Source organism: Streptomyces sp. NPDC025784 (assembly GCF_055558435.1).
In genome coordinates this window covers 260,891-282,672 of sequence record NZ_JBVHMN010000009.1, presented here as the reverse complement: position 1 = coordinate 282,672, position 21,782 = coordinate 260,891, and the positions used below count along the sequence as shown (strand labels likewise).

Annotated in this window: 15 protein-coding genes and 1 pseudogene; 5 read left to right on the top strand and 11 right to left on the bottom strand. The window is 71.9% G+C overall.

The genetic code is table 11. The features are described 5' to 3' along the window. Positions 1–32: 32 nt before the first annotated feature. A complete protein-coding gene (locus ACZ4IF_RS22070) occupies positions 33–2,054 on the bottom strand; it encodes a helix-turn-helix domain-containing protein (protein WP_467565197.1) in 2,022 nt (673 codons plus the stop codon). Positions 2,055–2,094: 40 nt separating this feature from the next. Further along, positions 2,095–3,204, bottom strand: coding sequence for a transaldolase family protein (locus tag ACZ4IF_RS22065; RefSeq protein WP_467565196.1), 1,110 nt, complete (start codon positions 3,202–3,204; stop codon positions 2,095–2,097). 242 nt (positions 3,205–3,446) lie between these two features. On the opposite strand from ACZ4IF_RS22065, the gene ACZ4IF_RS22060 reads away from it, so the two are divergent. The 4 genes from ACZ4IF_RS22060 to ACZ4IF_RS22045 are packed head-to-tail and all read left to right on the top strand — an operon-like array spanning position 3,447 to position 8,041. Beyond that, a complete protein-coding gene (locus ACZ4IF_RS22060; protein WP_426682202.1) occupies positions 3,447–4,619 on the top strand; it encodes a 3-deoxy-7-phosphoheptulonate synthase in 1,173 nt (390 codons plus the stop codon). A 22-nt stretch (positions 4,620–4,641) separates the two neighbouring features. Next, entirely contained in the window at positions 4,642–5,439 is a 798-nt protein-coding gene (locus tag ACZ4IF_RS22055) for a 2,3-dihydro-2,3-dihydroxybenzoate dehydrogenase (RefSeq protein WP_467565194.1), read from the top strand. A gap of 50 nt (positions 5,440–5,489) precedes the next feature. Further along, complete coding sequence (locus ACZ4IF_RS22050; RefSeq protein WP_467565192.1) at positions 5,490–6,116, top strand: isochorismatase family protein; 627 nt, start codon at positions 5,490–5,492, stop codon at positions 6,114–6,116. After that, positions 6,113–8,041, top strand: a complete 1,929-nt coding sequence (locus ACZ4IF_RS22045; protein WP_467565190.1) for an anthranilate synthase family protein — start codon at positions 6,113–6,115, stop codon at positions 8,039–8,041. The genes ACZ4IF_RS22050 and ACZ4IF_RS22045 overlap by 4 nt, the downstream gene beginning before the upstream one ends. Positions 8,042–8,463: 422 nt before the next feature. Here ACZ4IF_RS22045 and ACZ4IF_RS22040 read toward each other — a convergent pair whose 3' ends face one another. The 5 genes from ACZ4IF_RS22040 to ACZ4IF_RS22020 are packed head-to-tail and all read right to left on the bottom strand — an operon-like array spanning position 8,464 to position 15,294. Further along, a complete protein-coding gene (locus tag ACZ4IF_RS22040) occupies positions 8,464–9,912 on the bottom strand; it encodes a nitrosuccinate lyase (protein WP_467565188.1) in 1,449 nt (482 codons plus the stop codon). Beyond that, positions 9,909–11,894 (bottom strand): FAD/NAD(P)-binding protein, encoded by a 1,986-nt coding sequence (locus ACZ4IF_RS22035; RefSeq protein ID WP_467565186.1) that lies wholly within the window; start codon positions 11,892–11,894, stop codon positions 9,909–9,911. Before ACZ4IF_RS22035 ends, ACZ4IF_RS22040 begins: the two co-directional genes overlap by 4 nt. After that, positions 11,891–13,129: an FAD-dependent monooxygenase gene (locus ACZ4IF_RS22030; protein ID WP_467565184.1), complete on the bottom strand. Its 1,239-nt coding sequence runs from the start codon at positions 13,127–13,129 to the stop codon at positions 11,891–11,893. Before ACZ4IF_RS22030 ends, ACZ4IF_RS22035 begins: the two co-directional genes overlap by 4 nt. Before the next feature lie 4 nt (positions 13,130–13,133). After that, positions 13,134–14,702 (bottom strand): class I adenylate-forming enzyme family protein, encoded by a 1,569-nt coding sequence (locus ACZ4IF_RS22025; protein ID WP_467565182.1) that lies wholly within the window; start codon positions 14,700–14,702, stop codon positions 13,134–13,136. A 40-nt stretch (positions 14,703–14,742) separates the two neighbouring features. Next, positions 14,743–15,294 (bottom strand): SRPBCC family protein, encoded by a 552-nt coding sequence (locus ACZ4IF_RS22020; RefSeq protein WP_467565180.1) that lies wholly within the window; start codon positions 15,292–15,294, stop codon positions 14,743–14,745. A 224-nt stretch (positions 15,295–15,518) separates the two neighbouring features. Between ACZ4IF_RS22020 and ACZ4IF_RS22015 the strand changes: the two genes are divergently transcribed. Beyond that, positions 15,519–16,490: an NADPH:quinone reductase gene (locus ACZ4IF_RS22015; protein ID WP_467565178.1), complete on the top strand. Its 972-nt coding sequence runs from the start codon at positions 15,519–15,521 to the stop codon at positions 16,488–16,490. Between the two features lies 1 nt (position 16,491). Here ACZ4IF_RS22015 and ACZ4IF_RS22010 read toward each other — a convergent pair. The 4 genes and pseudogenes from ACZ4IF_RS22010 to ACZ4IF_RS21995 all read right to left on the bottom strand — a co-directional run. Further along, positions 16,492–16,638 (bottom strand): annotated as a pseudogene (locus ACZ4IF_RS22010) (IS481 family transposase); the annotation flags it as partial. Between the two features lie 267 nt (positions 16,639–16,905). Then, positions 16,906–20,109, bottom strand: coding sequence for an ATP-binding protein (locus tag ACZ4IF_RS22005; RefSeq protein ID WP_467565176.1), 3,204 nt, complete (start codon positions 20,107–20,109; stop codon positions 16,906–16,908). Then, a complete protein-coding gene (locus tag ACZ4IF_RS22000) occupies positions 20,102–20,947 on the bottom strand; it encodes a S1 family peptidase (protein WP_467565174.1) in 846 nt (281 codons plus the stop codon). Before ACZ4IF_RS22000 ends, ACZ4IF_RS22005 begins: the two co-directional genes overlap by 8 nt. Further along, positions 20,944–21,273, bottom strand: coding sequence for a CU044_2847 family protein (locus ACZ4IF_RS21995; RefSeq protein ID WP_467565172.1), 330 nt, complete (start codon positions 21,271–21,273; stop codon positions 20,944–20,946). Before ACZ4IF_RS21995 ends, ACZ4IF_RS22000 begins: the two co-directional genes overlap by 4 nt. Positions 21,274–21,782 lie beyond the last annotated feature (509 nt).

Sequence of the window (21,782 nt, the reverse complement as noted above, 5' to 3'; positions counted from 1 at the left end):
CGGACCGCACCTCAAGCCTTGCGGCTCACGGCTCACGGCTCACGGCTCACCAGATGGTTGCGGATTCTCAACAGCCGTAGTGCCAACTGCACTTCGAGCGCCCGTCCCGGCTGCTGCCAGTCCGGGCCGACCAGTTCGCTGATCCTTTCGAGCCGCCGGGCGACCGTGTTGGGATGGACGTGCAGCCGCCGCGCCGCGTACGTGGGGCTGGCCCCCGCCTCGAAGAAGGCCTCCAGCGTGTGGGTCAGCTCGGAGAGCCGCTGCTCGTCGTAGGCGAGAAGCGGTCCGAGGACCGACTGGATGTACTTCTCCGCGTCGTGGGTGTCCGACAACAGCAGCCCGAGAAAGCCCAGTTCGCCGGCCGAGCCGGCCCGTCCCACCGCCCCCAGCGCCGTCATCGCCTCCAGGCAGCGCACCGCCTCCTGGTAGCTGTGCCGCACCCCGGCCGGGTCCGCGACGGGCCCCGAGGCGGCCACCGTCACCGGATGGCCGAGCAGCGGCGTCAGCTCGCCCGACAGCGCGCGGGCCGCGGCGCCGGGATCGTTGCCCGGCAGCAGGAACACCGCCGTGCCGTGCCGGATGCTCTTCAGGCCGCTCTTGCGGTACGCGTACGAGGCCGCCCACACCGAGGCCCTGGCCGGCGTCTCCTCCTCCGGCCGGGCGACGACGACCACGTGCGGGCCGTCCAGTTCGACGCCGAGCCTGCGCGCCCGGGTCCGTATCTTCTTCGGTGACAGGTCGGGATGGGTGAGCAGCTCGTCGAGGAGGTCGTCGCGTACCTGCCCCTCGGCGATCGCCGCCCGGCTGTTCTCCAGCAGCATCAGCACCGCCATCGCCTGGGTCGCGAACCCGAGCAGCTGCACGGCATGGTCGGTGAGCGGCCGGTTGGGGTGCACCAGGACGGTGCCGAGGTCGACGGTGCCGGTGCAGATCGGCGCGGCCCACATGCCGTCCTCGTCCAGCGGTACGGGATGGCAGGCGCCGTGCGCGTCCAGGGCGCCGACCGCCGCGTGCTCCCACTCGACCTCCGGCACCTCGCCCGCGGTGGCGAGGACCACGCCGTCGGAGCCGCAGATCCGCACGGCGCCGTCGAGGAGCTTGCTGGTCTCCTCCGCCACCTCGTTCAAGTCCCCGCCACCGAGCACCAGTTGGAGCATCTTGGCGTGCGCGTCGCCGGACTCGCGCAGGGCCGCCGTCCGGTCCAGGAGCCGGGCCCGTTCCAGGGTGGCGCCGGCGAGTTCGCCGTACGCGCTCATCAGCGCCACCTCGTCGGCCGTGAAGTGCCGCACGGTCCGCGCGGCGATGTGCAGCACGCCGAAGGGCCGGGTCTGCCGGTTCAGCGGCACCGCCATCACGGTGCGCAGTCCCTCCGCCCCGATCACCTCGTCGACCGCGGCACTGCGCTCGATCCGCTCGTCGGCAAGGTAGTCCGGGGTCCAGAAGGGCACCGGGTCCGTCATCGCCATGCTGCCCGGCCCCTCGCACAGCGGCAGGGTCAGCCCGACGTCCAGGCCTGCGATCCGTCCGTCCGAGGCGTGGACGCGCACCCGTGCCGTGGTCGGCCCACCGGCCGGCGCGCCCTCGTCCCGCGCCCCGGTGAGAGGCGCCTGCTCCGTGAGCGTTCCGTTCCGCGAGCCCGCGAGGACCCGTGACGCAGGCTCCGAAGGGTCCCCGTCCCGGTGCACCGAAAGGTCGCGCCGGCCCGCGTCGTCCTCTTCGGGGAAGCAGACGTACGCCATGTCGAGGCCCAGCAGCAGCCGCGCGCGCCGGGCGATCGCACGGACCAGCGTGCTCTCCGGCTGGTGCACGGCGCCCAGGTCGCGCGCGGCCTCCAGCAGGGTGGACAGACCGCTCTCGCGTTGCCGGTGACGCTCCCAGCGCGAGGAGATGCTCAGTCCGAGCCGGGCGGCACGCTCCAGCTCCGCGAGCTCCGCGGCGTCCACGCCACGCACCCTGGCCTCGTCCACGAGGGACGTGAGACGGTCGCCGGAGGCTCCCGCCGCCAGCAGTTCCAGTACGGCGGAACTGGCGTCCCGCGTCGGCTCCTGGGACACACTGCCTCCCACTCCCCCGCGCGTGTGCTCTGGTGTGTCGCTATCGGGCGCCGTGCAGCCGCAGTTGGGTGCCCACCGTCCCGCGGAGTGCTTCCCACGAACGGATCAGCCGTTTCTCGCCATGCGCGGCGAGCCTCCCGGCGACCGCCTCGAAGCGTAGGCCGGTCCGTTCGAATTCGTCCAACACGCGAAGGGCCTCCCCGCGGCGGCCGTCGAGCGTGTCCCCGCACGGCGTTCCCCACCGGTCGGCGGCCACCAGGGAGCGCAGCGGAAGAGCCAGCGCGGTGTGCCATCCGACCAGCCGGGCCGCATATCCCGCCTGGTCAGGAGTGTGCGGTCCGTCCACCGTCCAGAGCAGCCGCTGCGGTCGGGCGCCCGCGGCGGCGAGCCTGCGCCAGCGGTCGCTGCCCAGCCGCTCGTCGTAGTCGTGGTACATCAGCCGGGCGAGGGCGAGGGCGGTCCCGCCACGCAGCGCGTCCGCGGCGGGGGTACCCAACTCGGCCAGTCGCGCGTCGCATTCGACGTCGATCCGGTACACCGGCGCCGAGGCCAGTGAGACGATGCCGTGCAGTGCCCGGCCTGCGTCCCGGGCGATCTCCAGTCCAGCGCAGTAGGCGTCCGCGACCTCCCGGTGGCGCCGGGGTGTGTAGATCTCGACCGCGTGCACTCCGATGCCCCGGCCCACGCAGTCCCTGATGGCCGTGAGCCCCTCGTCGGTGGCCGGGATCTTCACCAGCGCGTTCGGGCGGGCGACGGCGGACATCAGCGCGGTGGCCGCGGCGACGGTGGCCGCGGCGTCGTGGGCGAGCCCCGGGTCGAGGTCCAGGGAGACGTGCCCGTCGCGGCGGCCCGCGGCCTCGTGGACGGCGCCGAGGTCGTCGCAGGCCAGGCGCGCGTCCTGGGTCTGCAACGCCCTGAGCGCGGCGCCGACGCCGGTCCCGTCGCGGGCCAGCCGGGCCAGCTGCGGACGGTAGGCGTGCTCCGTGAACAGGGCGGCGGCGAGCAGGGCCGGCTGCGCGGTCGCGCCGCGCACGCCTTCCTCGGCCGCCAGCGCGGACAGCCGCCGTGCCTGGAGAAACCCCCGGTGAAATCCGTTCAGCCATGGGGAAACGCCCTCGGAAATGAGACGACGCAGAATTCCGCCCCGCATAACCCCTCCCGGCGCCGTGATTGAGGACGACGGGTCAGCATGCGCGGTCCTTCCGCACTGCGCGACTTCGCTGGTCGGACAATGTCAACTCGTGCTGTGCGGGCGCCCGTCGGAAGGAACGGGCGACCTGATGGACATGCGCTTCATCTGACGTATTCGCCGACGCGTCGTTGGCCGATACCCGCCGCCCTCGCACCCTTTGTCACCAAGGAGCACCCGTAGGAACAGCCTTGGAGACAACCGTGGACATTGATCTGCCCAGTGTCCGATCGCGGACTGCGCTGCAGCAGCCGGATTGGGACAGGACAGAGTTGATCCGTTCGGTCAGAGGGGAGTTGTCGAACAGTCAGGCACTCGTCGGCCACGACGACGTCACCGCGTTGCGCGACCTGCTCGCGCGGGTGGCCGTCGGTGAAGCCCATGTGGTCCAGGCCGGGGACTGCGCGGAGGATCCCACCGAATGCACCGCGGGCTATGTCGCCCGCAAGGCCGGCTTGCTGGACGTGCTCGCCGGCACCCTAAAGATGATCACCCATACGCCCGTGGTCCGGGTCGGCCGGATGGCCGGCCAGTTCGCCAAGCCGCGTTCCCGGCCCACCGAAGTGATCGGAGGCACCGAACTCCCCGTCTATCGCGGGCACATGGTCAACAGCCCGGAGCCCGACCCGGAGCTGCGCCGGCCCGACCCGCGCCGCCTCCTCGACGGCTACGCGGCCGCCCAGGAGGCCGTACGGCATCTCGGCTGGCTCGACGACGGACGCCCGTCCGTGATCTGCCCGCCGGTGTTCACCAGCCACGAGGCCCTGCTGCTCGACTACGAACTGCCCATGGTCCGCCGGGACGAGGAGGGCCGGCTGCTGCTGACCTCCACCCACTGGCCGTGGATCGGCGAGCGCACCCGGCAGCCGGACGGCGCCCATGTCGCCCTGCTGTCGCAGGTCGTCAATCCGGTGGCCTGCAAGGTCGGTCCGAACATGTCGGTGCGCGATCTGCTGACCCTGTGCGAACGGCTCGACCCGCAGCGGCAGCCCGGCCGGCTGACCCTCATCGCACGGATGGGAGCCGACCTGGTCTCCGAGCGACTGCCCTCGCTGGTGTGGGCGGTGCGCGCCGCCGGCCATCCGGTCATCTGGCTCACCGACCCCATGCACGGCAACACGGTGACGGCTCCCGACGGGCTGAAGACCCGCTTCGTCGAGACGATCGTCCGGGAGGTCGAGGGCTTCCAGTGCGCGGTGCGCACTTCCGGCGGCATCGCCGGCGGACTGCACCTGGAGACGACTCCGGACCACGTCACGGAGTGCGTCACGGGCGTCGACGACATCGACCACGTCGGCGACAAGTACACGAGCTTCTGCGACCCGCGGCTCAACCCGGTCCAGGCCGCATCCGTGGTCTCGGCCTGGCGCGGATGACCGGACCAGGGAGGTCCCGCACATGGAGAACCGGCAAGGAAACGAGGAATGGGAGAACCGGGTCGCCCTCGTCACGGGCGCCGCGGGCGGCATAGGCGCCGCGGTCAGCCGCGCGCTCGCCGAGCGGGGCGCGACGGTCGCGGCCCTCGACCGTGACGCCGACGCGCTCGGCGAGACGGTGGAGAAGCTCCGGGCGGACGGGCTGCGGGCCGAGGCGTTCGCCACCGACGTCAGCAGCAGCGCGCAGGTCGAGGCCACGGTCGACGCCGTCGAACGGCGGCTCGGCCCAATCCAGTACCTGGTGAACGCGGCCGGCGTGCTGCGCCTCGGCGAGGTGCGCGGCTTCAGCGACGAGGACTGGCAGACCACGTTCGCGGTCAACGTGCACGGCGTGTTCCACGTCAGCCGCGCGGTCGTGGACCGCATGGCGGAGCGCGGCAGCGGCGCGATCGTCACGGTCTCCTCGAACGCCGCGGCCACCCCGCGCACCGAGATGGCCGCGTACGCCGCGTCCAAGGCCGCCGCCACCATGTTCACCCGGAGTCTGGGGCTGGAGGTGGCCCGGCACGGGATCCGCTGCAACGTCGTCGCGCCCGGCTCCACCGACACCCCGATGCTCAGCTCGATGTGGCACGACGAGTCCGGCCCGCGGGGCACCGTCGAGGGCCGCGCGGACGCCTTCCGCGTCGGCATCCCGCTCGGCCGCATCGCACAGCCCTCGCACATCGCCGACGCCGTGGTCTTCCTGCTCTCGGACCGCGCCGCACACATCACCCTGCACATGCTCACCGTCGACGGCGGCGCGTCGCTGGGCGCCTGACCCACCGCAAGGCGCCCGACCCACGCAGATCCGAAGGGACTTCCACTGCCATGGCAGGCATTCCGACCATCGAGCCGTACGCGATGCCCGCGCCGGGCGACCTGCCGCCGAACACGGCGGCCTGGTCCGCGGACCCGGACCGCGCGGTCCTCCTCGTCCACGACATGCAGCGCTACTTCCTCAAACCCATACCCGACCAGGGTCCGGCCGACGAACTCGTGGCCAACGCCTCGTCGTTACGGGACCGCTGCGCCGAACTCGGCCTGCCGGTCGCGTACACCGCGCAGCCGGGCGGCATGGACGCCGGGCAGCGCGGACTGCTCGCCGACTTCTGGGGTCCGGGCATGCGGGTGGACCCCGCGGACCGCGAGGTCGTCGAGCCACTGGCGCCCCGGGAGGGCGACTGGATGCTCACCAAGTGGCGCTACAGCGCCTTCTTCAACACGGATCTGCTGGAGCGGATGCGCGCGGCCGGCCGCGACCAGCTGATCATCTGCGGTGTGTACGCGCACGTCGGTGTGCTGATCACCGCGACCGAGGCGTTCTCGCACGACATCCAGCCGTTCGTCGTCGCCGACGCCGTCGCCGACTTCTCGGCCAAGGACCACCGCACCGCTCTCCACTACGCGGCCCAGCGCTGTGCCGTCGTCATCCCCGCAAAGGAGGTCTTCGCATGACCGGCGCTCCGCGCGACCTGCTCGACCAGGTGCTGTCCGGGCAGTCGCCCGCGTACGCCCTGGTCCACCGGCCAGCGGCCACCGGCCGCGCCGCACTGGAGGTGCTCGTCGGCGAGGTGAGCGAGCCGGAGACCCTCGACGGCATCCCGCTTCCCGCCGCGTCCGCGCCCGGCCACCAGGTGCTGGCCCTCGTCCCCTACCGGCAGATCGGCGAGCGCGGGTTCGACGTCGCCGACGACGGGGCGCCGCTCGTCGCCATGGCGGTCACGCGACAGCAGACCCTGCCGGTGGCCGACGTGCTGGCGCGCATCCCCGACGTGCCGATCCGGCTGGCCGGCGGGCACTTCGACATCGACGACGCGGCGTACGCGGACACGGTCCGCCGGATCATCAAGGAGGAGATCGGCGAGGGCGAGGGAGCCAACTTCGTCATCAAGCGGTCCTTCACGGCCGACATCACCGGCTACTCGCCGGGGAGCGCGCTCACGCTGTTCCGCAGGCTGATGGAGCAGGAGTCCGGCGCGTACTGGACCTTCCTCGTGCACACCGGGACCCGCACGCTGGTGGGCGCGAGCCCCGAGCGGCACATCAGCGTGCACGGCGGTACGGCGGTGATGAACCCCATCAGCGGCACGTACCGCTATCCCGCCGCGGGGCCGACCCTGCCCGACGTCATGGACTTCCTCGCCGACCGCAAGGAGGCCGACGAGCTGTACATGGTCGTCGACGAGGAACTCAAGATGATGGCCCGGATCTGCGCGACGGGCGGCCGGGTGGTCGGGCCGTACCTGCGGGAGATGGCCCGGCTCGCGCACACCGAGTACTTCATCGAGGGCGAGACGGACCGCGATCCGCGCGAGATCCTGCGCGAGACGCTGTTCGCGCCGACGGTCACGGGTTCCCCGCTGGAGAGCGCCGCCCGCGTCATCCGACGGCACGAGCCGCACGGCCGCGGCTACTACAGCGGTGTGCTGGCCCTCATGGGCCGTGACGCGCAGGGCGGACGGACGCTGGACTCCTCGATCCTGATCCGTACGGCTGACATCTCCGCCGAGGGCCGGCTCGCCATCGGCGTGGGCGCCACCCTGGTGCGCCACTCCGATCCGGACTCCGAGGTCGCGGAGACGCGTGCCAAGGCGGCCGGGCTGCTGGCGGCGCTGGGCGCGGAGGAGCCGGCGCGGTTCGCCGAGCACCCGAGCGTGCGGGGTGCGCTGGCCGCGCGGAACACCACGATCGCCGGGTTCTGGCTGGCCGAGGGCGCGCGGCAGGCTCCCGCGGCGGACGGCCGCAAGGTCCTCGTCGTGGACGCCGAGGACACCTTCACGGCCATGATCGCGCACCAACTCCGTTCCATGGGACTGCTGGTGACGGTCCGCCGGTTCGACGAGCCGTACTCCTTCGACGACTACGACCTGGTGGTCATGGGCCCGGGCCCGGGTGACCCGCGGGATCTGACCCACCCCAAGATCGCGCATCTGCGCGGGGCCGTCCGTACGCTCCTGGACTCCCGCAAGCCGTTCCTGGCGGTCTGCCTCAGCCATCAGGTCCTGAGCCTGGAGCTGGGGCTCGACCTCAACCGGCGTGCCGTGCCCAACCAGGGGGTCCAGCGGGAGATCGACCTCTTCGGGCGCCTCGAACGGGTCGGCTTCTACAACACGTTCGCCGCGCGCAGTGCCGCGGACCGGCTCGACGTCCCCGGTGTCGGGGAGGTCGAGGTCTGCCGTGATCCCGGCAATCGCGAGGTTCACGCGTTGCGGGGGCCCGGGTTCGCGTCCCTGCAGTTCCACCCGGAGTCGGTGCTCACCCAGAACGGGCCGGCCGTGATCGCCTCCCTCATCGAGGACGTCCACGCCCCCCTCCGGACCGACGACGTCCACGCGCCCCTCCGGACCGACGACGTCCACGCCCCCCTCCAGACCATCTGACCCCGTCCCCACAGGCCCCGGCCCTTCCCCCAGGGGGCCGGGGCCTTCCCCTGTCCGGGTCCCGCACCGGACGTCTCTCGCCCCCGCCGCCCCTACCCGTCCCTTACCTCGGGGGCTCCGCCCCCGGCCCCCGTATCGGCCTGAACGGCCTCGTCCTCAAGCGCCGGACGGGCTGAAACGCTTCGGCCCGTCCGGCGTTTGAGGAGCGGGGTCCATCCGAGGGCCGAGAATCAGCCCCTCCGGCGTTTGAGGAGCGGGGTCCGGGGCGGAGCCCCGGAGACGGGACGGGTAGGGGCGGAGGGGGCGAAAAACCGGAGAGGCCCTCCCCTGGGTGTCCGGGGGAAGGCCTCTGCGGTGGGGCGGGCGGCTACGCCCTGGGCCCTGGGGCGGGGCGGCGGCGCCCTGGGCCCCGGGACGGGCGGCTACGCGGCGTCGCGTTCGACGGTCGGGGCCGACGGCAGGCCCAGGGCCCGGTCGACCAGCGCCCCCGCACCCCCGGTGTATCCACCGGGATCGCACAGGGCGTCCAGCTCACCGGCCCCGAGAAGGCGGGTCACGGCGGGCTCGTCGGCCAGCACGTCGGGCAGCGGACGGCCCGTCTCCCGGGCCACCGTCACCGCGTCGCTCAGCAACTGCTTCGCCCGCACCTTGCCCATCCGGGGCGCTAGGACGGCGGCGATCCGCTCCGAGACCAGCTGGGCCCCGCTGTGCGCGAGGTTCTCACGCATGCGGCGCGGGCTGACCTCCAGCCCCCGGGCGAGCTCCACGGCCGTGTGCGCCGCGCCGCCCACCAGCCGCAGGCACTCCCGCAGCAGTTGCCACTCGGCGTGCCAGGCTCCCGCCGACCGCTCGTCCTCGGAGAGCAGACACTGCGTCAGTCCTGCAGCCATGACGGGCACTTGGAGGGCGGCGGCACGCATCAGCGTGGCCAGCACGGGGTTGCGCTTGTGGGGCATCGCGGAGGAGCTGCCGCGTCCGGCCGCCGTGGGTTCGGTGACCTCGCCGACCTCGGTGCGGGTCAGCGACTGCACGTCCACGGCGATCTTCCCCAGCGCGCCGGCCGTGAAGGCCAGCACCGCGGCGACGTCGGCGACGGGCGTGCGCAGCGCGTGCCAGGGCAGGACGGCCGGAGCGAGTCCCGTCTCGACGGCGAACGCCTCGACGAGACGGTCGAGGTAGTCGCCCGCCTCCCCCACCTCGCCGTCGAGCGCCGCGTACTCCAGATAGCCGGCGAGGGTTCCGGCGGCACCGCCCAGCGACACCGGCAGGCCCCCGTCGAGGACCCGCTCGACCCGCCGCGCGGCGTCGAGGACCAGCTCTCGCCATCCCGCCGCCTTGAGGCCGAAGGTCGTCGGCACCGCCTGGAGGGCGAGCGTGCGGCCCGCCATCAGGGTGTCGCGGTGCTCCAGGGCCAGCGCGCCGAGGGCGTCGGCGACGCGATGGAGGTCGGTGTGCAGCAGCCGCAGTGCCCGGGCGGTGACGAGCATCGCCCCGGTGTCCAGGACGTCCTGGCTGGTGGAGCCCCGGTGCACGTACTCCGCCGCGCCCTCGTCCCGGTCCGCGACGGCCCGGGTGAGGGCCTGGACCAGACCGACCACGGGGTTCGCGGTCTCGCGGGAGGCGAGTGCGAGGGCCCGCAGGTCGAAGCGGTCCGCGCGCGCGGTGCGGGTGATCACGTCGGCCGCGGGTTTCGGCACCGTCCCGAGCCGTGCCTGGGCACGGGCCAAGGCGGCCTCCGCGTCGAGCATGGCCTGGAGCCATGCCCGGTCGCAGACGGCCGCCTCGACGGGGGTACCGGCACGCACGGGGGACAGCAGACCTGAGTCGGTCGGCACGTCCGTGTCCAGATGTGCGTCCAGTGGGTGGGTCACACGATCACTCCTGTCAGATCGGTGTCGGTCTCGTCGGTCACCGGCCGTACGCCCGCGGGGACCTGGGACGCCGGCGGCAGTCCGAGGACGGCACGGGCGATCGCGTCGGAGTCGCCGAGGGTCACCGAGTCGACGCCGGGCCGGATGCCGGCCGCGGTCACCCAGTGCACGGACTCGGTGGGGACGCCGTAGGCGAAGCGGCGCGGGTGTGCGCGCCCGCGGGCGTCGAGGAGCCGGTTGGGCCGCTCGGTGACGGCGAGTCCGCCCGTCTCGTACGTGGTGCCGCAGCTGCCGTCGATCCGGAACGGCCCCGCCTGCTCGGTGTTGATCAGGTGGCTGAGCAACGGGTCGTCGGTGCGCCGGATGTCGGGCTCGGGCAGCCGGGCCTCGATGAGGGCGGTGGCGCGCACCGGAGTACCGGGCACGGCGCTGGAGTCGGCGACGAAGACCTGGTTGCGGGTGTCGAGCCGGACCTGGGTGCCGGGCCCGGTGATCTCCAGGACGCCGGCCTCGATGAGCGCGACCATCTGCTCGATACGGGCGGCGGGCGGGCCGATGGACAGGAAGGCGTTGAGCGGTGTGTACCAGCCCTCCAGGTCGTCGCGGTGCGAGTTGCCCTCCAGGCCGCCGTGGTCGACGGCGAGCCGGATCTCGTTGCGCAGGTCGCGCAGGACGTCGAGGGCGGCCTTGAGCGGTCCGCTGACGTTGCCGGAGCGGGCCGCGGTCACGTCGGCGCGCAGGTAGTCGAGGAGCCACCCCTGGAAGTCGTCGCGGTCGGTGAACTTCCGGCTGCCGTAGGGCCGGGAGAGCTTCTCCCAGTCCCAGCGCTCGGTGCTGTCGATGCCGTACGAGTCGAGCAGCGCGTCGGGGCTCTCGCCCTCCGGCAGCGCGAGGTAGGCGCTCACCAGCGCCTCGCGGTCCTCCTCACGGCCCTTGGCGGACAGCAGCGTTCCGTAGAAGACGCTCTCCACCTCGCGGGAGATGTACGGCCACAGGTCGGCGGTGAAGTTGATGCGCTCGCCGTCCTCGGAGCGCTTGCGGAGGTCCTCGATGTACTGGCCGGTGAGCAGCTTCGGGTAGTAACGGCCGTACGCGCCCTTCTCGTTCTCGCCGCGCGCGTGGTACGGGACACCGCGCCGGGAGAAGGCGTACAGCTTGGGCTCGCGGCCGGAGGGGTGGTACACGAGCTTGCCGTCCTCCTCGACGAAGCTGCCGCCGCGGCCGAGGGTGAACAGGGCCATGTGGTCGAAGAAGTTGAGGCCGAGGCCGCGGATCAGGACGTTCTGGCCGGGCGCGACGGAGCTGAGGTCGGCGTCGGCCGGGTTGCAGGGCGTGATGTAGGTCAGGTAGTGGATCCGGGCCAGGCTCGCGGTGCGGGCCTCGCGCGGGGTGAGGCGCGCCGGGAGGTGGCCCTGCGCCAGGATGATCGCGTCGAGCTGGTTCAGGCGGGTGCCGTCCTCCAGGCGCAGGCCCTGCGGGCCGCCGGGGACGCCGTGCGTGTCGGCCATGGCCACCGCGCGGGAGGCGTGCACCGTGATGGTGACGTGCCGGGGGGCGCGGGCGACGACGCGCTTGAAGGCGTCGTGCAGGTAACGGCCGTAGAAGGCACGGCTGGGGTACGAGTCGGGGCCGAGGCGCTCGGCCTCGTCGAGGGTGTCGTTGTCGTAGCCGCCGAACTGGCCGAGCAGGGAGAGGCCCTGGGCCCATTCGTACAGGCTCGGACCCGGCTCGATGGGGCCCTCGATCTGCGCGCTGTCGTCCGTGTAGACGGTGATCTGCGAGGCCACCGTGTTGGTGAGCAGATGCCGGGACTGTTCCGCGCGCCAGACCGCGCCGGCACCAGCCGGGGACGGGTCCACGACGTGCACGACGACTTCCGTGTGCGTGGGCCGCTTGCGCTCGCCGGCGCACAGGCGCTCCAGTACGGACAGTCCGCGCGGTCCGGCACCGACTATGGCGATCTGGAGACGGCTGCTGCTCATTCCTGAACTCCGTTCTGATTCGGGTGGGTGGGAAGGTAGGCCGGTGCGGGGGTGGTGGCGCCGAAGTCCCGGGCGCCGTGCATCCAGGCGACCTGGTCGTGCAGTTGGCCGGGGGTGAGCTTGGCGAGGAGGGCGTTCCTGGCGAGCGCGGCGCCCCCCGCGGGGTGCCACAGCCGGGTGCTCTCTCGTGCGGCGAGCTGGATGGCGGCGGTGCGTTCGCGGCGGTCCGCGGTGTACTTCTCGAAGCGCTGGTACACGTCGTCCCCGCTGCCGTCCTCCAGCAGGTCACCGAGGTGGACGGCGTCCTCCAGGGCCTGGCAGGCGCCTTGTGCCGCGTAGTGCAGCATGGGGTGGGCGGCGTCACCGAGCAGGGCGACGCGTCCGTCGGTCCAGGTCTCGACCGGGTCGCGGTCGACGAGCATCCAGGACCGCCAGCCGTCGCCGAGCTCGACGAGACGCTGTGCGTCCTGGCCGAGGGCGCCGAACTGCCTGCGTACGTGGGCCTTTTCGACGGGTACTCCGGCGAAGGTCCGGGTGCCTCCGTCGTCCTTGCTGCCGGCGAGGTTGAGGTACTTGCCGCCGGCGATCGGGTAGTGCACGAAGTGGCAGCCGGGGCCGGTCCACCACACCACGGAGGTGTCGCGGCGCAGTTCCGGCGGCACCTGGTCCATGGGGATGACCGCGCGGTACACGGTGATCCCGGAGACGCGGGGTTCGCCGTCGCCGACGAGCTGTGCGCGGACGGCGGAGTTGATGCCGTCGGCGCCGATCAGGGCGTCTCCGTGGACCCGTTCGCCGTTCTCCAGTACGGCGCTTGCGCCGGTGGGGGTCTGCTCGTATCCGGTGACGGCGCTGCCGCCGCGCAGTTCGATCGTGTCCCAGGCCCGGCAGGCGTCGAGGAGCACGGCGTGCAGCTCGGCGCGGTGCACGACGACGTACGGGTTGCGGAACCTGCGGCGGTACTCCTCGGTGAGCGGCACGCTGGTGACGTGGTCGCCCGTCACCCCGTCCATGAACCGCAGTTCGTCCATGCGGACGGCGAGGGAGCGTGCCTCGGCGCCGACGCCGAGCCGGTCGAGCGCGTGGATTCCGTTGGGGGCCAGCTGGATGCCCGCGCCGATCTCGGCGAACTCGGGGGCCCTTTCCAGGACGACGGCCCGGTGACCGCTGCGGGCCAGGCCGAGCGCGGTGGCGAGCCCGCCTATGCCACCGCCGGTGATGACTGCCTCGATCATCGTGTCAGCCGCCCTGGTTCGTGAGGACGCGCGCCAGTTCCAGGCGCTTGATCTTCGTGGTGGCCGTCTGCGGCAGATCGGCGAGCCGCCACTGGACGGGGTCCGCCATGGGCGGCAGGCCCTCGGCCGCGGACCGCCATGCGTCGAGGTCCAGCGGTACGTCGTCCTTGGTGCACACCACGGGGACGGCCGTGCCGTCCGCGCCGGGGATGATGATGACCTCGGCGAGGTCGTCGAGCCGGGCGAACAGGCGGTCCTCGGCGGCCAGCGTGGAGCCGAAGCCCTCGATGACGTCGACCTCCCGGTCCAGCAGGTGCAGACAGCCCCACTTGGTGCGGTAACCCACGTCGCCCATGCGCCACCAGCCGCCGTCCGACAGCTGCTTGTCGTAGCGCTCCTGCTCGCCGAGGTAGGTGACGATGCGGCCGTCGCTCTTGACCTCGATGAATCCGGGGTTGTCCTTGGACGGCGGCCGGCCGTTGCGGCTCACGACGCGGACGTCGGTCATGCCGGGGAACGGCATGCCCACGCAGCGCCCGTCGGCCTCTTCGGGCCGGCGCCTGCTGAAGGAGCGCACCACGGCGGGGCCGATCTCGCTCTGTCCGTAGAGCTGGCCGAAGACGGGGGCCCGGCGGTCGGTGGCGGTCAGCAGCCGCCGCACGGTCCGGGGGTGGATGGCGTCGAAGGTGCTGCTGTACAGCTTGACGTTGGACAGCGGGCGGCGCGGGTCGTCGGCCAACTCCTCCCATTTCATGAAGGAGTTGGGGTGCGCCTCCAGGATTCCCGGCCGCAGCTGTGCGAACAGGTCCCCCACGTGCGCCGGGTCGGAGTCGGCGAGCACGACGACGGGGAATCCGCGGTGCAGCGAGATCGCGAGTGCCGTGAAGAGCCGCGAGTGCACGAACGACACGTGCATGGCGATCGTCTCGCGTCCGCGGACGAGCGGGCCGACGACGGAGGCCTGTGGCCGGTAACGCGCCTGCAGGGTCCGCCCGGTGTGGACGGCGAGCTTCGGCGTGCCGGTGGTCCCGGAGGTGTGCGTGATGAGCGTCGGGTGCTCGGGCGGCATGGTCACCGGCGCGACCCGCTCGACGCCCTCGAAGTCGGCGAGCGGGGTGGCCGCCGGGTGCGTTCCGGAGGTCAGCAGCACGGCGGAGGCCAGTCCGACGACCGAGTCGGGCAGTTCCTCCTCCAGCTTCGCCTGGTCGGTGACGAGGTACGGGCGGTCGGTGCGCCGCACCAGCTCGGTCACCGTCCCGCCGTCGAGCTTCGGCGACAGCAGCACCGGTACGGCACCGACGCGGGCCGTGGCACAGGCGAGCAGGGTGATGTCGAATCCGTCGGACTTGTAGATGACCACCCGGTCGCCGGGCCTGACCCGTGCCGCCCACAGCCGGGACGCGAAGTCGTCGACCAGGTCGGCGACTTCGGCGACCGTGGCGCGGCGCCCGAGTCCGGGCGCGATGTCGAGATCGTGGTCGAGTATCAGTACGTTCGCGGGGTGCCGGGCGGCCGCTCGCTCGAAGAGCGTCCCGAGCCGGATTCCCCGGTTTCCTATCCGTTGCAGCAACACGTGCTCGCCCTCTCCTACCCAGGCTCAACAGGCTCGGAATTCAGCTCTTGAATTCGCCTTCGATGACGTCCTTGATGCGCTTGACGGTCGCCGCCAGGTCCTTTTCCAGCTTGGCTCCCCAGTCGGCGAAGAACTTCTGCTTCTGCTCCGCGTCCATCTCTGTGGTGATCCCGCGGATTCCCTCCGTGGCGGCGCCCATCCGGAAGTGGTGGACCAGCCGGCTGCCGGTGCCGTCGGGCTCGATGTCGAAGGTCCAGACGCTCTCCTGGGCGCGTCCCGCCGAGTCCTGGATCGCCCAGGAGAACGTGGCGCCGGGCTCCGCGGCGATCACCTCGGACCGGGTGCTCCAGGAGCCGCGTACGACGGGCGCCCAGGCCACCACGTCCTTCTCGCGGTGGTTCTCACCACGGAAGACGGCGCCCACGGTGGCGGGCTCGCCCTCCACCCACTCGCCTCCGACGCACTCCTCGCTCCAGTCGCCGCTGCGGCCGAGGTCGCTGACGACGGAGTAGACCTGGAGGGGCGTGGCGTCGACGTGCACATCGGCCGCGGCGCGGAACAGGGGGCTCTCCCCCGGGACTTTCTCACTCACGGTGTTGTCACCCACGGTCTTGTCTCTCCCGGTGTTGTCGGCTGATGCCCGGAATGCTGCGCCGCTCGGGGAGCGCGGGCAAAAGTGCCCGTGCGGGTCCGTCAAGTCCGCGGCGCTTCCGGTTCCTCATCTTCGGAGTGCGGCGGGAGGGAATTGCGGACGACTTGACGAAGAACGCGCGCGTTTCGCCCGGGTGCGCCCACCCGGTGGAAGAATCCATGGCCATGCGTGCCGCTTATGCCGAACAGCTCGGCCCACCCGACGTCATTCGCTACGGAGAGCTCGCCGCACCTGTGCCGGGCCCGGGCGAGGTACTCGTCGACGTGCGGGCCACCACGGTCAACCCCGTCGACACCTTCGTGCGTTCAGGGGTGTTCCGTACGCCGCTGGAGTTCCCCTTCGTCGTCGGGCGCGACCTGGTGGGCACGGTCGCGACGCCGGGCGGCGGCTTCTCGGTCGGTGACGCCGTGTGGTGCAACAGCCTCGGGCACGGCGGGCGTCAGGGTGCGGCGGCCGAGCAGGCCGTGGTGTCCCTGGACCGGCTGTACCCGCTGCCGCCGGGCGTGGATCCCGAGGTCGCCGTGGCCGTGGTCCACCCGGCGGCGACCGCGTATCTCGCCCTGTTCACGCACGGCGGCCTGCAGTCCGGCGAGACCGTGGTGGTCGGCGGGGCGGCGGGGAACGTGGGGGCCGCGCTGGTCGTCCTCGCGGTCCGTGCGGGTGCCCGTGTCATCGCGACGGCGTCGCCCCGGGACCACGACCACTGCCGGGACCTGGGCGCCGCGGAGGTCGTGGACTACCGCGACCCGGATCTCACGGGTCATCTGTCGCGGCTCGCCCCGGACGGGGTCGGCCTGCACGTCGACACCTCCGGTCACAACGACCTCGCCTCGGCCGTCGCGCTGCTCGCGCACCGCGGCCGCATCGTCCTGCTCGCGGGGGCGAAGGACGAACCGGTGCTGCCGGTGGGGCCCCTGTACATGAAGGACGCGTCCGTACGGGGGTTCGCGATCTCCCACGCCACGCCGGCCGAGCTGGCGTCGGCGGCGGGCGCCATCAACGACCTGCTGTCCGCCGGTCTGTTGCGTCCGCGCGGCACGGAGGTGCTGCCGCTGAGTGCGGCGGCGGAGGTGCACCGGCGCATGGAGCGGGGTGAGCTCCACGGACGCAGGGTGATCCTGCGTCCGGGCGCCTGACACCCCGGGGGCTCCGCCCGGTGCAGTTGATGTCGACGTGTACGAGGTCACCGGGGGTGGCGTGCTCGTAGCGCCGGATCGCCTGGCCGGTGGCCCGGTCCAGGTGGGCCAGGCGGGCGAGGCTGTAGCGGGTCAGAACGCGGTGCAGGACGACGCAACGGGCCAGACGCAGGCGGCCGGTCTCGGTCAGGGGTGCATGACGAGGGGGCACGAGGGCCTTCTGCTGTTCGGTGAGATGTCGCAATCCACGCCGAACCCGGAAGGCCCTCTCCCGTTCAAGATCACACAGCCGTGATCACGGTCACCGACCTCCATGGACAGAACAGCTAGTGAGCCGTCCATGCACCGATCTTGACAGGGGTTGCGTCCGCAGCCCCAACTTGCCGCTTACCGGTCGCGTCTTCCGGCGTGCGGCCTACGTACCGTCGGGTGACAAGCGGGGCGCAGGGGCACTCCGCCCCGGGAACGCCGACGCCGTCATGCGCTCGTGTTCCTGGGCGAACGCCGGATCGGCGTTGTAGTCGGTGTGCCCGCGGATCGGCGCGGGCAGTGGGTGCTCGACGCTCCGGCCGAAGGTCAGGGGATCCTTCAGCTGAACGTCGACTTCGGGGCCGTCCGGCTGTGCCGCGAGGAACACCGGGCCACCGATGGGATCGGTGGCCCGCCACAGATTGCGCCAGCTGTGCACCTCGCGGTGCAGGGCCCGCAGCTCCTGCTGCCCGAAGAATGCCGGGAACAGCCGCCCGTACAGGCGCTCCAGCGGTGAGCCGTAGGTGAGCAGTTGGACACGGTGGCGTTCGGGCGGGGGGAGCTGCCAGATGGCTGCGGCCGCGAGCACACTGCCTTGGGAGTGTGCTGACACCAGGATCCGGCCGCCCGTCGACCGGGACCACGTGGACATCCGCCAGGTGAGATCGGGGACGGCCCGCTCCGAGTAGCTGAGCCGCGCGAACGGGTGGGCGGCGCGGGGCCAGAAGGTGCCCAGGTCCCACACGATGCCGAGGAGGCTGCGGGACGTGGGCGCACGGGAGGCCCGGCGGCTGGAGTTGAGGAAAACGACGACCCCGACGGCGATCAGCCAGGACCCGATCCCCTTCAGCGCCTGGCTCAGCTCCACCAGTGGCTCCGGCAGCCCGGTTCCGGAGCCACCCGGCGGGGCGCCGGTGACGAAGGCCCCCGCCAGGGAGGCCGTGCTCAGCAGCAGGACGGCCGTGGCCATGGTGCTCAGCATCATGGGGATCGAATCCGTGATGCGGGCGCGCGCCCGTGCGGTGGCGATCCGACGCGTGCGCAGCAGGTCGTAGCCTTCGCCCGGATACTCGGCTTCCACGGAGGTGAGCAACCGCTGCTCGATTCTGCGGAGCTGGAGGCGCATCGCACCGGCGAGAGCCAGCAGCACGGCGAGCAGCACGGGGATGGCGGACATCTGCCAAGTGACCAGGGGAGGGGGTCCCGCGATGGAGCCGCCTGCGGTGCCCGGCTTGCCGTAGTCGCCCAGCCAGTCCGCGAGGCCCTGAACGGCGCCGGCGGCCATCATGTTGTAGAGGGAGAAGGCGAGCGTCACGGCGGTAGCCGGGGCCAGGCCCCGCAACAGGATGTGTGGGGCGGGAGCACTGCGGAACAGCACTGTCCCGGCTATGGCGAGCGCCACCACGATCGCGCCCTGCGCCAACAGCAGTCCTCCGTAGACCAGTTCACTGCTCGGCAGCAGTCCCGCGGACCGCCAGCCGGGCCGGGACCACAGGGCGTACAAGAGGCACAGCGCGACGAGTGCGGCCGAGCCGGTGGGGGCGGCCCGTGTGAACTCCGGGTCCAGGCGGCGGTCGATCCGGCTCTCGGAGCGGCCCCGACGACAGACCCCCCAAACCGCCATGAAACCGAAGGTAGCGATCAGCGCTCTGAGCAGCTCGCCGCACATGACCAGGGCGACCGGTCCGCCGGCCTGCCGGTCGTAGCGGCTTGGCGCCGCGACGAGCAGCACGGCGACAGTGCACAGCCCGGCGGTGGTGTGCATCGAGTTGAGCCGGGCCAGGAGACGACTGCCGTACCAGAAGCCCGGCCTCGAGAGGGCAGGCCGAGGCGCCCCCTCGTAGTCGGTCTCGCTCGGGGGGTGGGACAGCGGCTGCTGGGACTCGTACGCGTTCCACGTCCGCCGTGACAGTCGCCACAACAGATAGATGAGCGCGCACGGCAGAAGCGATCCCATGGCGAGACGGCGGCCAGGCTGCCCCCACCAGCCGGACTCCGCCGAGAGGAAACCCAGCCAGAAGCTCTGACCGCGGGCGCACGCGGTCTGGCCCGCGCACTGCCAGGCGACGAGGTCCAGGGAGAGCTCGCAGACGGCGGTCACCACCATGACCGTCAGGCTGAGCCCCGCGAGCCTGATCAGAACGCCGTGCAGCCTGATGGTGCGCTGGTGACCACGGGCGGGCGGGCGCATCCAGTGGGCGAGGTTCACGAGCATGAAGGGGAGCAGCAGGAACCACAGCACCTGACCGGGGCGGCCTGGCGCGAGCGGCCCCCAGCTGTAGGTCTCAGGCACGGTGCGCCCCTGATAGTCGTGTGGCCGCTGCTCTGCGTCCGCGTCCTCGGCCCTGCGGTGAAGCGCCGCGATCTCGTCACCGGCGATTTGCACGACGCGCGGGTCAGCGAGCGTCCGCTCGGGCGTCGCGCCTTCGATACCGTGGACGAGGAGTTCGAGGACGAGGCCGAAACTCGCGTGGCGCTCTGGGGTCGAAGGCCGTGGGGCGGCGACCAGGTCAGCGCGGGCCCGGGCCGTGACCTCGTGCGTGTGGGCGAGGGCCTTGCGCACCGCTTTGGCTTGCGGATGCCGCAGCCCCAGCGTGGTCGACGCACGCTGGGCCGCCACCGCGAGGACGTCGACGAGCCGCTCCATACCGGTCAAGTCGCCGTCCAGCGCGGCGGTTTCATGCCGGGCCGAGGCCATCAGGACCAGGGCCTCCAGGGACCGAGGATGGTCGTCCCCCAGCCGGTCCATCTGCTGCCGGCACAACTCCTCGAGGCCGTGGGCCAGCTGCCGTACTCGCACGTCGTCCTCGGCGCGGCCCGCGGACAGGAAGAGAACGGAGGTGGTGCGCAGGAGTACGTCGAGCCGGGACCCGGACTCTGGCAGCGAGTTCCCCAGTTCCTTCCCCTGCCGGGCGTGCGACTCAGCGGCCCGCCACTTGCCCTGCCCGGCGGCGCACAGGGCGAGGTTCGTGTGGGTGTGAGCCTTCTCGACCGGGGTGTCCGCGGCGTCAAGCGCCGACTCCAGCGCGGTCAGGCCGTTGTCGAGGTAGGAGCCGCCCTCGTCGATGAGGGCCGCAGCGAGCCGGTTGTGCACCACGCACCGGTGTTGCGGCCCCACGCGTCCCGCATCGATCCATTCCACGGCCACGTCCAGCGCCGCGGCGAGCTCTTCGGCCAGGTCCAGCTCGCGCAACAACGTGACCAGGTAGGCGAATTGCTGTGCGTCGTCAGGGGTGTGGAGAAGCCCCTGGTCGTCGGCCAGCGTCGTGAGGTCGGCGCGCAGCGCATCCAGCGATCCGTGCTCGCCACGCACCGCCCGCTCGGCGGCGCCGATCCGCTGCGACCACCTCGCCGCGGTGTGCTCAGTCACCCGAAGCCCCGCCCAGCAGCTGGTCATCCAGCGCACGAAGCGCCCGATCACGACTCCGCGCGGCTTCCTCCGGCGTGATGAGGCCGTCGTCCAGCAACTGCCGGACCCTCTTCAAGTACCCCTCGACACCTGCGGTCGGCGGGTCCCGGCGGGGCTCGACCAGGGGTCTCGGGCCCGGCAGGACCGTCGGCTTCCCGGCCACCACATCGCGCAGATGGCCGACGTCGAAGTACGGGAACCGCTCGGCGGCGTGCTGTACGGATGCCGCGAACACCACGTTCGTGTCCCGGGAGCCGTCCGCTCGGCTGAGCTCCTGCTCCATGAGGATGCCCACGACGGGCCGCTCACCCGGTTCCGCGTCGGCGGGGACGGCGTGCACCGGGCTGCCGGAGTAACCTGCGAAGTCGTGCACCAGCTGGGCAACGGTCATCTGCAGCCCTGTGAACTCGCCGTGCGCGTCGCTCCGATGAGTGATGGGTGCGTGGGTGACGTGCCCGCTCAGCGCGGTCTTCGTGTCCGGCGGCCGATAGTTGCCGAGCCATGCCACGTCCGGCCGCGGACGGTCGGTGGGTGGGGCGAGCGGGAGGTCGTACGCGTGGGCGTCGAGGACTGCGATGAGCGCGAGGTCCGAGTCCTCGATCCGGTCGCACAGCCGTCCCGGCACCCGCTGTCCATCCGGGAGGTGCAGATTCAGGCGCACGTCGTCGCCGGATGCCGCCGACACGACGTGCAGTGCGGTCAGGACGAAGCCCCGCGTGACCAGGAACCCTGCACCCAAGTGCAGCTCACCCTCGTGTATCCGCACCCAGTACGCATCCGCGTACGACTCTGCGCTCATGGCGCACCGTCGGCCCGCTCCACAGTGAGCGTCACCTCGAGAGACGCCTCCGCCGACGCCTTCGAGAGGATGACGCCTGCCTCGGCAGCGAGCGTCAGGCCGAAGGCGACTTGCACGCTGCTCACTGCCCAGCCGTGCCGCTCGGGCACCTGGGCCAGAGAGTCCTGGGCGATGACCGTCGCCTGCTGGATGGCTGCCCGCACCTCGTCGGCACGCTCGGCGAGCGGGGCCGAGCGTCGCGTCCTGTTGCTGATCTGACGCGAGCCGTGCCCATCGGTCTCGACTGTCTCGATCCGTACGAGCGAAGGAGCGTCCCGATCAGCCATGGTCGCTCCCCGTCCCGTCAAGTCGTCCCCGTTGCAGGCCAGCGTAGACCCGAAGGAACGGGTGGCGGCGGGGAACGAGAGGTTTCTTCATCGAGCCATCGGCCGGCCACATCCTTGTCCCGGAGTTCCCCCGGTCCTGGCACAACCATTTCCCTTCCGGCCCTGTGTGCCCCGGTCCGACGTGCGTTCAGAGGCCCAGGACCCACCGATGCGAGAGGCTGCCCAGGAGCATCAACGAGCGGAGGATCGCCGTCCGGATCGTCGGCTTCGACCAGGACGACACCGGATACGTCGACCGCCAGGGCGTATGCGCTGCGCGAGGCCCGGATTCACCGTTGCCCTTCACCTGGTCCGCCAACTCGTCGAAGGGAAGTCATCCTCCGGCCTGACCGCTGATCAGCAGATCGACACGCTGTCCATGTCGGTGGACACCTATCGCCGGGCCCCGAAGCGAGACGCAGCACCGGCATGAGCCTGTTCGACGAGTGCGCGATCGTCGATGCCGAACT

What these genes read in the sequence shown, in the direction of transcription:
- ACZ4IF_RS22065 (WP_467565196.1), bottom strand. Translation starts at nt 3,204, where the DNA reads ATGCGGGGCGGAATTCTGCGTCGTCTCATTTCCGAGGGCGTTTCCCCA.
- ACZ4IF_RS22055 (WP_467565194.1), top strand. Translation starts at nt 4,642, where the DNA reads ATGGAGAACCGGCAAGGAAACGAGGAATGGGAGAACCGGGTCGCCCTC.
- ACZ4IF_RS22050 (WP_467565192.1), top strand. Translation starts at nt 5,490, where the DNA reads ATGGCAGGCATTCCGACCATCGAGCCGTACGCGATGCCCGCGCCGGGC.
- ACZ4IF_RS22045 (WP_467565190.1), top strand. Translation starts at nt 6,113, where the DNA reads ATGACCGGCGCTCCGCGCGACCTGCTCGACCAGGTGCTGTCCGGGCAG.
- ACZ4IF_RS22035 (WP_467565186.1), bottom strand. Translation starts at nt 11,894, where the DNA reads ATGAGCAGCAGCCGTCTCCAGATCGCCATAGTCGGTGCCGGACCGCGC.
- ACZ4IF_RS22030 (WP_467565184.1), bottom strand. Translation starts at nt 13,129, where the DNA reads ATGATCGAGGCAGTCATCACCGGCGGTGGCATAGGCGGGCTCGCCACC.
- ACZ4IF_RS22015 (WP_467565178.1), top strand. Translation starts at nt 15,519, where the DNA reads ATGCGTGCCGCTTATGCCGAACAGCTCGGCCCACCCGACGTCATTCGC.
- ACZ4IF_RS22000 (WP_467565174.1), bottom strand. Translation starts at nt 20,947, where the DNA reads ATGAGCGCAGAGTCGTACGCGGATGCGTACTGGGTGCGGATACACGAG.
- ACZ4IF_RS21995 (WP_467565172.1), bottom strand. Translation starts at nt 21,273, where the DNA reads ATGGCTGATCGGGACGCTCCTTCGCTCGTACGGATCGAGACAGTCGAG.